The organism is Intrasporangium sp., from assembly GCF_035688975.1.
GTDB lineage: Bacteria > Actinomycetota > Actinomycetes > Actinomycetales > Dermatophilaceae > CALMNV01.
Map to the genome: position 1 here is coordinate 1 of NZ_DASSMH010000149.1, position 13,173 is coordinate 13,173.

The 13,173-nt window shown below is 72.8% G+C and carries 10 protein-coding genes; 6 read left to right on the forward strand and 4 right to left on the reverse strand.

The window, feature by feature from the left end:
* Positions 1–259 precede the first annotated feature (259 nt).
* From VFJ94_RS15555 to VFJ94_RS15570, 4 genes are read right to left on the reverse strand one after another with little or no spacing between them, the layout of a single operon-like run.
* Positions 260–1,183, reverse strand: a complete 924-nt coding sequence (locus VFJ94_RS15555) for a glycosyltransferase (RefSeq protein WP_325005135.1) — start codon at positions 1,181–1,183, stop codon at positions 260–262.
* Positions 1,183–2,475, reverse strand: coding sequence for an LCP family protein (locus VFJ94_RS15560; protein WP_325005136.1), 1,293 nt, complete (start codon positions 2,473–2,475; stop codon positions 1,183–1,185). Before VFJ94_RS15560 ends, VFJ94_RS15555 begins: the two co-directional genes overlap by 1 nt.
* Entirely contained in the window at positions 2,462–2,989 is a 528-nt protein-coding gene (locus VFJ94_RS15565; RefSeq protein WP_325005137.1) for a DUF2304 domain-containing protein, read from the reverse strand. Before VFJ94_RS15565 ends, VFJ94_RS15560 begins: the two co-directional genes overlap by 14 nt.
* The gene (locus VFJ94_RS15570; RefSeq protein ID WP_325005138.1) at positions 2,986–3,672 is read right to left on the reverse strand and encodes a glycosyltransferase family 2 protein; all 687 of its coding nucleotides are present in this window, start codon (positions 3,670–3,672) and stop codon (positions 2,986–2,988) included. The genes VFJ94_RS15565 and VFJ94_RS15570 overlap by 4 nt, the downstream gene beginning before the upstream one ends.
* 142 nt (positions 3,673–3,814) lie before the next feature.
* Between VFJ94_RS15570 and VFJ94_RS15575 the strand changes: the two genes are divergently transcribed.
* From VFJ94_RS15575 to VFJ94_RS15600, 6 genes are all read left to right on the forward strand, one after another.
* Positions 3,815–5,863 (forward strand): DUF6541 family protein, encoded by a 2,049-nt coding sequence (locus VFJ94_RS15575; RefSeq protein WP_325005139.1) that lies wholly within the window; start codon positions 3,815–3,817, stop codon positions 5,861–5,863.
* 64 nt (positions 5,864–5,927) lie between these two features.
* The gene (gene glf, locus VFJ94_RS15580) at positions 5,928–7,115 is read left to right on the forward strand and encodes a UDP-galactopyranose mutase (RefSeq protein ID WP_325005140.1); all 1,188 of its coding nucleotides are present in this window, start codon (positions 5,928–5,930) and stop codon (positions 7,113–7,115) included.
* Positions 7,112–9,040, forward strand: a complete 1,929-nt coding sequence (locus VFJ94_RS15585; RefSeq protein WP_325005141.1) for a glycosyltransferase — start codon at positions 7,112–7,114, stop codon at positions 9,038–9,040. Before glf ends, VFJ94_RS15585 begins: the two co-directional genes overlap by 4 nt.
* A 36-nt stretch (positions 9,041–9,076) precedes the next feature.
* Positions 9,077–9,886 (forward strand): ABC transporter permease, encoded by an 810-nt coding sequence (locus VFJ94_RS15590; protein WP_325005142.1) that lies wholly within the window; start codon positions 9,077–9,079, stop codon positions 9,884–9,886.
* Positions 9,883–11,013, forward strand: coding sequence for a polysaccharide ABC transporter ATP-binding protein (locus tag VFJ94_RS15595; RefSeq protein WP_325005143.1), 1,131 nt, complete (start codon positions 9,883–9,885; stop codon positions 11,011–11,013). Before VFJ94_RS15590 ends, VFJ94_RS15595 begins: the two co-directional genes overlap by 4 nt.
* A gap of 242 nt (positions 11,014–11,255) precedes the next feature.
* Complete coding sequence (locus VFJ94_RS15600; protein ID WP_325005144.1) at positions 11,256–13,169, forward strand: DUF6541 family protein; 1,914 nt, start codon at positions 11,256–11,258, stop codon at positions 13,167–13,169.
* Positions 13,170–13,173 lie beyond the last annotated feature (4 nt).

The following is a 13,173-nucleotide window of genomic DNA, read 5'->3' on the forward strand; positions in this document are numbered from 1 at the left end:
GCCCACGACCTGGTCCCGACCATCACCGCCACCACCGTGACCTGGCACCTGTAGCCACCGCGCCCCGCACCCCCCGCCGGCCACCGCCCGCAGGGGGTAAGCGAGCGCGCCCGGGGGCGGGCGAGCGCGCCCCCGGGGGTGAACGGAAGTGGCCACTCCAGGTGCACGGATATGGCCACTCGAGGTGAACGGAAGTGGCCACTCGAGGTGAACGGAAGTGGCCACTCGAGGTGGGGAGCGGTGAAGTGGGCTGGCTGCGTCAGGGGCCGTCGTAGCGGCGGAACCGCTCCCTGCGCCCGTCGTTCATCAGGACCAGCCAGGTGCGGAACTCGGCGGGGGAGCGGCGGATGCCGAGGAAGAAGGCGGTGTAGACGGCATACTCGAGTGGTCGCTTGAGCCGCTTGCCGGGCTGGTTGGTCAGGTAGCCGCGGTTGCGGAAGGTGTAGAAGCGCTTGGGGCCCTCGGGGGGCAGCTCGACGTTGAGCGGACCGTGGAACTCCTCCGCCCCGCTCGGGTGCACGTAGGTCGCGGTCGTCACCGTCCCGAAAGGAAGCCCGGCGCGCGTGAGGCGCCGGTGCATCTCGATCTCGTCGCCCCGCAGGAAGAGGCGGACGTCGGGCACGCCGACCGCCTCGACGCACTCGGCGGTGAAGAGCGCGCCGTTGAAGAGGGCCGCGAAGCCGGGCACGACCTCGGCGCCAAACTGCCCCACGTGAGTGATCCGGCGCAGCGCCCGCCGGGTCGGGAAGGCGAGCCGGTCGGGGGCGTCCGCGTCGACGACGGCGGGCGAGGCCATGGCGAGACCGTGGTCACGGACCGCGCGGAGCAGGGTGGCGAGGGTGTCGGGCGAGCCCGGCCGCCCGTCGTCGTCCGCGAGCCACACGTATGCCGCGCCGCGCGCCAGCGCGTGCAGCATGCCGAGCGCGAAGCCGCCAGCCCCGCCGAGGTTGCGCCGCGAGGGCAGCCACGTCGCGGCCACCGGAAGACCCTCGACGACGTCGCGCACGGCTGGGTCGGCGCCGTTGTCGACGACGATCACGTGCCCAGGGGCGGGCCGCTGGGCCGCGAGCGCCGCGAGCGACCCCGCGAGCTGCTCGACCCGGTCGCGGGTCACGACGACGGCCACCGTGTCGGCGGCCCGCCGCGCGAGGTCCGGCTCGACGGGCGGCACGGCATCGGGCATCAGTTGCCGGCGCCCTTCGGGACGACCGTGAGCGGCTCGTCCTCCTTGAGCATCCGGAAGAGCTCCACGGCCTTGTCGGAGTCCCACTTCACCGACGACCCGGCAGCCGTGGCGTAGTTGGCGTCGGCGATCGGCACGGTGGCCGAGATGCCGTCGCCGTTCGAGACCGACCGCATGGCCCGGAGCGCCGAGACCGCCTCCCACATGGAGGTGTCCTCGCCGAGGACGAGCCCACCGGCGATGGCGTCGGCCGCGGCCTTGTAGCGCCACGGGATGAGGACCGTGCTGGGTGTCAGGGCCTTCTTCATGACGGCGGAGAGGAACTGGCGCTGCCGGTCGGCGCGCCCGAGGTCGCCGCGCGGGTCGGTGTGCCGGGTGCGGACGAAGCCGAGCGCGTCGGCGCCGTTCAGCGTCTGGCACCCCTTCTGCAGGTCGATGCCCGCCTCGGGGTCCTTCATCCGGAACGGCACGCAGATGTCCACCCCGCCGAGCGCGTCGACGATCGAGGCGAAGCCGCCGAAGCCGATCTCGAGGTAGCCGTCGACCCGCAGCCCCGACACCGCCTCCACGGTCTCGACGAGCAGCCGGGGGCCGCCCAGGGGATAGGCGGCGTTGATCTTGTTGCGGCCGTAGCCCGGGATCGGCACGTAGGAGTCGCGGGGGAGCGAGACCATGACCGCCTTGCCGCTGCCCGCCGGCACGTGCACGAGGATGATCGAGTCCGTCCGCTTGCCCTCGGCGTCCGTGGCGCCGAAGCGCTTCTTCTGCTCCTCGGTGAGCCCGGACCGGGAGTCGGACCCGACGAGGAGGAAGTTGCTGCCCTGGCCACCGGTGGGTCGGTCACCCGCGGGCGCGGCGGCGACCCGTTCGACGTGGTTCCACGCGTTGACCGGCACCCAGACGAGGAACGCCAGCCACGCGAGGAGCAGCAGCGCCACCACGAGGGCCACGAGTCGCCCGCGCCGCCGGCGACGGCGCGGGGCCGAAGCGGCGCTGGCCCGGACGGCTTGGGGAGGGAGGCCGGCCCGGCTCGCCGGTGCGGGCGTGGCGGCGCGCGAGCCGGCGCGGTGCCGGGTGTCGACGACGTAGGCGCCTTCGGTCTCGGAGCGAGGCGACGCCGGGGTGCCGCGCCTCGCGGAGCCCCCTGCGTCAGCAGCCCTCGCCGGCCGCTCGCGCGGCGGGCCGGGGTCCGGCCGTCGGCCCCGGCGCCGGGTGTCCACCACGTAGGCGTCGTCGTCCCGGCCACCGTCCCCGGGGCGGCGGGGCTGCGCCGGCCGGTCAGGAGGCGTCACGCGGCAGCTCGCTCTCCAGGGCCGCGGGAGCCTGCGGCACGGGCGTCTCGAGGGGCGCCCCGCGCAGCGTCTCGCGGGACGCCTCGCGCAGGGTCTCGCGAGAGGACTCGCGCGGAGTGTCGCGGAGAGTCTCCTGGTCCGCGGGCGCGGGCGCGGGCCCGATGACGGCGGGGTGTTGCGTGGGGGGAAGCGTCTCGTCGATGGCGACACGCCGGGCCAGCCGCGTGTACCTGGTCTCCATGTCGCGGAACCGCTTGAACGTCGTCACGACGAAGCTGAAGAACGCGACGACGAGCCCGTAGAGGATGAGGTCGGCGCCGCGGCCGATGCCCACGAGGTTGGCGAGGCGGGTCCAGACGTTGGGGAAGAGGACGGAGAAGACTGCGAATGCCGCGAAGGCGAGCAGTCCCAGCCGCCGCAGGGCCTGCGCCTTCTGGCCGTAGCCGAGCAGGAGACGCCAGGCGATGCCGAGCGTCCCGAGGATGAGCAGGACCTGGATGATCAGCTGTCTCATCGCCAGATCAGCTCCGCCAGGATGTTCACCGAGTTCCACAGGGACTGACCCTTGGTCCTGGAGTAGTCGGTGTAGAGGATGTGGACCGGCTCCTCGGCGTAGGCCACCTGCTGGCCGTCGAACTGCATCCGGCCGATCTGGGCGACGATCTCCGACGCGTGCGCCATGCGGTTCTGGGTGATGTCGAGCCGCTCGGCGACCGACCGGTGCAGCACCCGCAGGCCGTTGTGGGCGTCGCTCAGCCGGGTGCCCGTCGTGAGGTTGGTGTAGGCCACCGCCGTGCGCAGCACGAGCTTCTTCAGGCCGGTGGCCTGCGTCCGGTCGTCGAGGAAGCGCGAGCCGAAGACGACCCGGACGTCGCCGCGCCGGATCCGCGCGAGCATCGCGAGGACGTCACCCACCTGGTGCTGGCCGTCGGCGTCGAAGGTCACGGCATACCGCATCTCCGGGTCGGACAGGGCGTAGGTCAGGCCGGTCTGCAGCGCCGCCCCCTGGCCCAGGTTGAAGGGGTGGCGCACGACGACGGCGCCCGCCCGGGCCGCCTCCTCGGCGGAGCCGTCGTGGGAGCCGTCGTCGACGCAGACGATCTTGCGGAAGGTGTGGCGGGTGGTGCGGACGACGTCGCCGATGACCGAGGCCTCGTTGTAGAGCGGCACCACGAGCCACACGTCGTCGTTGTCCATGAGGATCAGAGTAAAGCGGAAACTCGGCGCCCCGTGCCGGTGCCACGCGGGGGCGGGCGGCTCCGTGGCCGCCGCGCCGGGCACCCACGGCGGCTCCGGTAACCTGTCGCGACCGAGGTGCAGCGGCCGTGAAGGAGCGCCCATGAGCGACTGGCTCGCCGTGCTCGGACCCCTCGTCGTGACGAGCGTCCTCGTCACCCTCCCCGGCCTCGCGGTGGCGGTGGCCTGGGGATTCCGGCGGGAGAGCGCGGTCGGGGTCGCCCCGGCCCTCTCGCTCGGCATCCTCGCGCTCGCCGACGTCGCCGCCGAGCGGGCGCACGTGTCCTGGGGGCCCGCGGTCATCGTCGGCGTCACCGGCCTCGTCGCGCTCCTCGTGCTGCTCCTCCGGCTGGCGGCCCGTGTTGCCGGCCGACGCGCTGCCGGCCGACGCGCTGCTGGCCGTCGCCTTGGCGGGCGCAGGGCTGCCGCGAGGCAGCCGGCCCGGCCGCTCGACCCGCCGTGGGGTGGCTGGTGGTATGCCGCCGGGCTGGGGGTCGCCGTGGTCGCCGGTGCCTTCGTGGTCGCCGCGGGCATCGGGCACCCGGGCTCGATCAACCAGACCTACGACGCGCCGTTCCACGTCAACGCCATCGCCCGGGTCGCCGAGCTGCGGTCGGCCGCCCCCGGGGTCGTCGCGTCGGTGGCGGGAGGGGCGGGCGGCTTCTACCCGCCGCTCTTCCACGCCGTCGCCGGCCTGGTCGTCGTGCTCACGGGCGTCGACGCCATCGTCGCCGCGAACGTGCTCGCCGTCGTCATCGCGGGCGTCGTGTGGCCCCTGTCGGTGAGCCTGCTCGTGCGCACCGTCGTCGGTCCCTCCCGCTTCGCGCACGCCGTCGCCATGGCGGGCAGCGTCCTCGTCACCCTCTTCCCGGTGCTGCTGCTCACCTTCGGCGTCCTGTGGCCCAACGCGCTCAGCATCGCCACCCTGCCGGCGGTCATCGCCCTCGGGGCGTGCGCGCTGCGGCTCACCCCCTTCCGCTGGGTGCCGCCTGCCTCCGCCGTCGGCGCGGGTGTCCTGGCCCTGCCAGGCCTCTTCTACGCGCATCCCGGGGCTGCCTTCGTCCTGCTGGCGGTCGCGGTGCCCATGGTCGTGGCGGCCGAGGCCAACCTGCTCGTCGCGTGGTGGGACCACGGGCCGACGCGACGGTGGGCCGTGGCCGCCCTCGCGGCCGGGACGGTGGGCGCGGCGGTGCTCTGCTGGGACCTCCTCGGCCGCATCGACAGCCTCAACCGCATCCGCGCGTTCAACTGGCGGACGCGGGCGACGCCGGGTCACGCGCTCGGGGAGGTCGTCACCCTCGGCACACCCGCCGACCCCGACCTCTGGGTCTACGGCCTGCTCGTGCTCCTCGGCGTGGTCGCCGTGGCCCGGACCCGCTCGTGGTGGGTGGCCGCCGCGCACGCCCTGCTCGCCTGGGTGGCCATCCTCGCCATCGCCTACGAGGGCCCGCTCACGACGGCGCTCACCGGCTTCTGGTACAACGACCCGATCCGGATCATGGCCCCGCTGGGGATCACCGCGGTCCCGCTCGCGGCGGCCGGGGCGCTGGCGTGGCGCGACGCGTGGGCGACCGCGCTCGCGAGGGTCCTCCCCGTTCGCGCGGGCGACCGGCGCCCCCGGTGGCAACGGCCCGGCCCCACCACCGTGGCCTCGGTCCTCGTCGTCGCCGTCGTGGCCGTCCTCGTGCCCGACACCCCCGGGCTCGGGCGGATCAGCCGCTCCGTGGCCCGCGCCTACGACGTGGCCGGGGACACGCTCGTCTCGCCCCGGGAGCGGACCCTCTACGAGTCGCTGTCCACCCACCTGCGCCCCGGGCAGTCGATCCTCGGCAGCCCCTGGAGCGGGGAGGTGTATGCCGGGGTGCTGAGCGGGCACCCGGTCGTCTTCGCCCACCTCGACACCGCACCCACCCCCGAGCGCAGGCTCCTCGCGGCCCGCTTCAAGGACTTCACGACCGACCCCCGGGTGTGCGCCGCGGTCAAGGCCTTGCACGTCGGTGTGGTCGTCGAGGACTCCGACCTGCTGTGGCAGCACGACCCGCGCACGAGGACCTACCCGGGTCTGACCGGCCTGGCGGGAGTGCCCGGGCTGACGAGGATCGGGACGGGGGACACCGCCACGGCGTGGGCCGTCGGGGACTGCCGGTCGTGACGGTCGGGGGCCGGGAGCGCTCCGGTAGCCTGTCCCGGACACCCCCGGAGGATGAGGAGACGGAGTGGACGCGGACCTGGTCGTTGTCGGCTCGGGGCTGTTCGGGCTCACCGTTGCGCAGCAGTGTGCCGAGCGCCTGGGGCGACGGGTCACCGTCATCGACCGCCGGCCGCACATCGGCGGAAACGCCTACAGCGAGAACGAGCCCCAGACCGGCATCGAGGTGCACCGCTACGGCGCGCACCTGTTCCATACGTCCAACCAACGGGTCTGGGACTACGTCAACCAGTTCACCGCGTTCACCGGCTACGTCCACCGGGTCTACACCTCCCACAAGGGCGAGGTGTTCCCCATGCCGATCAACCTCGGCACGATCAACCAGTTCTTCCGCGCGGCCTACAGCCCCGACGAGGCCCGGGCCCTGATCAGGCAGCAGGCCGCGGAGCTCGGGGACAAGGAGCCGGAGAACTTCGTCGAGAAGGGCGTCTCCCTCATCGGGCGCCCGCTCTACGAGGCGTTCATCGCGCACTACACGGCCAAGCAGTGGCAGACCGACCCGGAGAAGCTGTCGGCCGACATCATCAGCCGCCTGCCGGTCCGCTACACCTACGACAACCGCTACTTCAACGACACCTACGAGGGGCTGCCGGTCGACGGCTACACCGCGTGGCTCGAGCGGATGGCCGACCACGACCGGATCGAGGTGCGGCTCGACACCGACTTCTTCGACGAGAGCCAGCCGCTCTCCAAGGGCAACGTCGTCGGCAACGTGCCCGTCGTGTTCACCGGCCCGGTGGACCGCTACTTCGACTACGCCAAGGGCCGGCTCGGCTGGCGCACCCTCGACTTCGAGGAGGAGGTGGTCCCGGTCGGCGACTTCCAGGGCACCTCGGTGATGAACTACCCCGACCCGGACGTGCCCTTCACCCGGATCCACGAGTTCCGCCACTTCCACCCCGAGCGCGACTACCCGACGGACAAGACCGTCATCATGCGGGAGTTCTCCCGGTTCGCGGAGCGCGACGACGAGCCGTACTACCCGGTCAACACCCCCGAGGACCGCGCGGGGCTGCTGGAGTACCGCGACCTCGCCCGAGCCGAGTCTGGTGTCCTCTTCGGCGGCCGGCTCGGCACGTACAAGTACCTCGACATGCACATGGCCATCGGCGCCGCCCTGAGCATGGTCGACAACAAGCTCGAGCCGCACTTCGCGCGCGGGGCGGCCATCGAGAGCGGAGGCGTCGACGAATGAGCATCGAGACGGCGGAGCAGCCGGCCACGGCGGGCGTCGAGGCGCGGCCGGACGGCGACACGCTGCTGGCCCGGGTCGTCTTCCCGGGCTCGGACTCCACCCCCGACCTGGTGCCGGTCTACGTGCGCTCCGACACGCAGGGCGCGGGGAGCCCGGCGGGCTTCGAGATCACGGGTCGCCGGTCCCTGACCATCGACAAGGGCGGGGTCGTCAGCTTCGACAGCTTCTTCAACGCCTTCCCGGCCGCGCAGTGGCGCCGCTGGACGTCGCTGACCGACGTCGTGCTCGAGGTGGAGCTGCGCGGGCGCTCCCGGGTCGACGTCTACCGCTCCAGCGGCTCGGGCCGCGTCACGCACGAGGCGTCGCAGCTCGTCGCCGACGCCGACGTCGACGCCGTGACGGTGCGGCTCGTCCTGCCGGTGGCCAGGCGCTTCGCCGACGGCGGCCACTACTGGTTCACCGTCTGCGCCCTCGATGACTGCGAGATGGTGCGCGCCGAGTGGCGCGCCGAGGAGCCCGTCGCCGTCCGCGGCGCCACGATCGGCATCTGCACCTTCAACCGGGTCGACGACTGCGTCGCCACGATGAAGCGGCTCATCGACGACCCGCAGAGCGTCACGCACATCCGCGAGCTCGTCGTCGTCGACCAGGGCACCCAGCTCGTCAGCGACCACCCGGACTTCGCGGAGGTCGCCGCCGCGTGGGGCGGGCGCGTGCGGATCGTGCGCCAGCCCAACCTCGGCGGCAGCGGTGGTTTCAGCCGGGCCATGTACGAGGTGCTGCAGCGGGAGGACGGCGGCGACGTCATCCTCACCGACGACGACATCAGCCCCGAGCCGGAGAGCTTCCACCGCGCGGTGATGTTCGCCGGGGCCTCGGACGGCAGGGTGCTCGTGCACGGGCACATGATGGACCTGTGGGCGCAGTCCCGCCTGCACAACACCGGTGACCTCGTCGACCGCTCGACCTTCCGGACGCGGGCGGTCGCCGGCGGCCTCGAGGACATCGACCTGCGCACGGTCAACCTGTCCAACGAGCCGCGGCTCAGCCACCGCTACGAGGCGGACTTCGGCGGGTGGTGGATGTGCCTCCTGCCGCGCAACGTCCTCGCCGAGGTCGGCCTCGCGATGCCGGTCTTCATCAAGTGGGACGACGTCGAGTACGGCCTGCGCGCCCGGGAGTCCGGCTACCCCACCGTGACCCTGCCGGGTGTCGCCGTGTGGCACCAGCCGTTCTACCTCAAGGACGTCCAGACCGACTGGACGGCCTACTTCGAGGCCCGCAACCGGCTGCTCACCGCCGTGGTCCACGGGCGCCCGGAGGAGCTGCGCTCGACCATCGTCGACAACGTTCGGATCGTCACCAAGAACGCCCTCACGATGAACTACTCGGCGCTCGCGCTCAACGCGATGGCCATCAGCGACCTGCTCAAGGGCCCGGACTTCATCGCCGACGACCTGCCCACGGTCATGCAGCGCGTGCGCGAGGTGCGCGCGGCATACTCCGACGCGCGGGTCCTCGACGACGTGCCCGCCGACTTCACCTCCACGGTGGGTCCGGTCGAGGTGGACCGGCTGACCCGCCGGCCCCGGGGCCGGGTCGAGGGGGCCGTGAAGATCGCCGGCGCCCTCGTCGCGACCGCCCGCCGTGGCCTGCCCGGCAAGACTGTCAAGACCGCCGACCTGTCCGGGCTGACCGCGCACTGGGCCGTGCTCGCCCGGCTCGACACGGCCGTCGTCGCCACCGCGGACGGCGCCGGCGTGACGTTGCGGCGCCGGGACACCCGGGTGATGCGCCGGCAGCTGCGGGAGAGCGCGCGGCTGCACGCGGAGCTGCTCCGCCGCGCCGACGAGCTGCAGGAGACCTACCGCGCCACCTTCCGCGACTGGGTCTCCCCGGCGAGCTGGCGCAGGTACTTCGAGTGACAGCGTGGGCGCCGGTGAGCAGCAGGTGAGCAGCAGGTGAGCACCGTCCCTAACCTCGTCGCGTCCCGCGAGCTGTTCTCCAACCTCGTCCAGCGGGAGCTGCGCAGCAAGTTCAAGACGACCGCGCTCGGGTGGCTCTGGTCCCTGGCCAACCCGATCGCCCAGGTCGTCATCTTCACCATCGTCGTGAAGTTCATCTTCAAGGTCGAGCCGGCGCAGGGAGCGGGCGGCCTGAACTCCTTCCCCGTGTGGGTGCTCTGCGGCATCATCACGTGGAACTACTTCACGACCGCCGCGACGATGAGCATGATCTCCCTCACCGGCAACGCCAACCTCGTGCAGAAGGCCGCCTTCCCCCGGGCCCTGCTCATCGGCGCCGTCACGGCCGCCCAGGGCGTCACGTCCCTCATCGAGTTCGGGGTGCTGCTCGTGCTGCTCCTCATCCTCGGGGTCGTGCCCTTCCTCTGGATCCCCCTCGTCCTCGTGGCGCTCGTCGCGCTCGTGTGCTTCACCACCGGCGTCGGCCTGCTGCTCAGCATCGCCAACGTCTACTTCCGGGACACCGCGCACCTCATGGGCATCGTCTTCCAGCTGTGGTTCTACGCCACGCCGGTGATCTACCCCTACGAGCACCTGACCCAGGTGGTCGACAACGAGTGGCTGCTCGCGGCATACCAGGCCAACCCGATGGTCCACGTCGTCAACATCGTGCGGGACGCGCTCTACTACCACCGGTTGCCCTCGCTCGGGTCCGTCGCCTACGTGTATGCCGCCGCCCTCGGGGTCCTCGCCCTCGGGTATGCCGTGTTCCGGCGGTTCGAGCCCCGGCTCGCGGAGGAGATGTGACGGGCCCCGTCGTCTCGGTGCGCGACGTGCACAAGGGCTTCCGGCTCTACCACGAGCGCAACGTGTCACTCAAGAGCATCCTCCTGCGGGGCAAGCGCTCCTCCTTCGAGGTCTACGAGGCGCTCAAGGGCGTCAGCTTCGAGGTGGAGCCGGGGCAGACCTTCGGGCTGCTCGGCGGCAACGGCTCGGGCAAGTCGACGATGCTCAAGTGCATCGCCGGGATCCTCGTGCCCGACGCGGGCAGCATCACGACGCGGGGGCGGGTGGCCTCGCTGCTCGAGCTCGGCTCCGGGTTCCACCCGGAGCTCTCCGGCCGGGACAACGTCTACCTCAACGCCTCCATCCTCGGACTCAGCCGCAAGGAGACCGCCGCGCGGTTCGACGACATCGTGGACTTCTCGGGAATCCGGGAGTTCATCGACTCGCCGGTCAAGAACTACAGCTCGGGGATGTACGTCCGGCTCGGCTTCTCGGTCGCGATCCACATCCTGCCCGACCTGTTCCTCGTCGACGAGGTCCTCGCCGTCGGTGACGAGCAGTTCCAGCGCCGCTGCGCCGAGAAGTTCGGCGACCTCCAGCGCGAGGGGACCACGATCGTGCTCGTGACGCACTCGATGGCCCAGGTGCGTGACCTCTGCGACGGGGCGCTGTGGCTCGACAAGGGCACGCCGCGGGCCATCGGCGACGCGGCCACGGTGGTGTCGGCCTACCTCGACGAGCAGGACCGGCTCGAGGCGTCGCACGAGGTCGTCGCCGCCGCGCGGGTGACGCTGCGGGACGGCGCCGGCCGGGACGCGACCGACGTGCCGTCCGGCTCGGAGATCACCGCCCACGTCGAGGCCGACCTGGTGCAGCCGCGGGAGCGGGTCCGGGTCAAGCTCGAGCTGCTCGACGGCCGGGGCGTGCCCATCCTCGACGGACGCAGCGACGTCCCGGTCTCCGACGGGCGCGTGACAACAGAGGTGCGGGTCCCGGCGCTGCCGCTGCGGGCGGGGGAGTACGTCGTGCGGGCCTCCATCGAGGCCGAGGGCCAGCACCGGCCGGTCAGCGCGTCGACGCACTTCCTCGTCGGCGGCGGCGGCAGCCCGAGCGCCCTGCTCGCGACCTCCCTCGACTTCCGGGCCTGACCCCCGCCGTCCGCTGTCGCGCCGGTCGAGGGCGTGGTGCCGCCCCGGCTCGTCCCCGAGGGGGGCGGCTCGGCCCACCTATACTGGGCCCCGGCGTCCTGTGCGGACCCCGTCCCCCGCCGCGGTCGAAAGGTTTTCCTGCCCATGCGCTGCCCCGTGCCATCGACCGGAGCCGGTGTCGGCGGACTGGGCGGACCCGGCGGGGAGCGGCCGTGGGCCGTGCGGGCGCGGGCGGTCGTGCGGTGACCGGCGTCGTCCTCGTCACGGTCGGGGCGCTCGTGCTCTACGGGCCCGGGCTCGTCGTGGGGCGGCTGCTGCGGTTGCGCGGGCTGCCGTGGTTCGCGCTGGCCCCGGTCATCACCATCGCCGTCGCCGGCATCAGCGGGCCGCTGATGCATCTCGCGGGCGTCCCGTTCGAGCCGTGGTCGATGCTGGCGGCGGTCCTGCTCTTCGCCGGGCTGGCTGCGCTCGTCGGCCGGCGGGGTGGCCACCCGGCGGGCCGCGCGCCCCGGTGGACCCGGCGGGACCTCGTCGTCCTCGGCTGTGTGGCCTTCGGCGGTGTCGTGGGTGCCCTGCCCGTGGCTCGGGCGATGGGGTGGGCGATCGACGCGCTGTCCCAGTCGTGGGACTCGCCGGTGCACGCCAACCTCATCAGCTACATCGCGGGGACGGGCACCGGGGACTGGTCGGTGACCCAGGACCTCACCCTCGGTGCGCGACCGGCCTTCTACCCGGTGGGCCTGCACCTCGTGGAGGCCATGGTCGTCGACGTCACCGGGCGCCCCGCCGCCTGGGTCTACAACGCCTTCCTCCTGCTGACGCCGGTCCAGCTCTCCCTCTCCGCGGCGGCCGTCGGGACGATGATCGCGCCGCGCCGGGCGATGACGGCGGGCGTCGCGGCCGTCGCCGTGGTGATCCCGACCTTCTCGCTGTACTTCCTGCTGCTCACCCAGCCCTACTCCTGGACGGTGGCCCTGACCGGCGCGGTCCTCGCGGCCTTCCTCCAGACGACGTCCGCGCCGAGCCTGGCCCGGTATGCCGCGCTGGCGCTCGCCATCGCTGGGCTGTTCGCGCTGCAGCCCTCGGGAGTGGCCGGCTTCGCGGTGCTCGCCGGGGCGTGGCTGCTCGCCGCGCGCGTCCCGCTGCAGACACGGGTGCGGGTCGCCGTACGGCTCGCCGCGGCCGGCCTCGCGGCGGTGCTCGCCTGCCTGCCGGAGCTGTGGGCCGGCTCGCGCTCGGTCGCGGGGGTCGCCGGTTTCGACAACAAGCTGTCGTTCCCGCTGCGCGACGTGCTCGCCGGTCCGCTCCTCTACGGGGTGTACTCCCAGCCGCAGTGGATGGTGGCGATCGCCGTCGCCGTGGCCGCACTCGTCGTGCTGCTGCTGCGCCGCAGCGCCTGGTGGCTGCTCCTCGCGCACCTCGTCTTCGTCGTCCTCTACCTCGTGGCGCACCTGCTGCCCACCCGACTCGGGCACCTGCTCACCGGGCTGTGGTACAACGACCCGGCCCGCCTCGTCATGCTCTTCAGTCTGACCGGCACCCTGCTCGTGGCCGTCGCCGCCACCGAGGTCGCGGACCGGCTGGGCCGGGTGCGCTCCCCGGTCCTCGCCCGGCGGCTGCCCCAGGCCCTCGTCGCGGGCCTGGCCGTGCTCGCCGTCGTGGCCGCGACCGTCTACGTGCCCCGCAACACCCAGCCCGTCGACCGGGCCTTCGGCAACGGCCCCTCGTTGACCTACGCCCAGCGGGACGTGCTCGAGCGCCTGCCGCAGTGGCTCGGTCCCGGGCAACGGCTGCTCAACGACCCGTGGCACGGGTCGGTGTGGGCCTACGTCTACTCGGGCGTCCTGCCCGTGCAGTCCCACTACGGCGACGGGTCGACCCCGGCCGCGGACCTCGTCCTGCGGCACTTCGACGAGCTCGACACCCGGCCGGACGTGGCCCAGGCCGTGGTCGAGCAGCGGATCTGCGCCGTCTACGTCGGGACCGGCTCCGTGGTGCCCAAGAACTGGACGTGGACCGGCATGGACCGGCTCGACGCGGTGAGGAGCCTGCGCCTGGCCTACTCCGACGGCTCGTCCAGGGTGTATCTCCTGCAGGGTCCCCTGGCGCAGCGCGCCCACTGCGGCCCGGGACAGCTCCTCGCGGGTGCGTCGTGAGCGC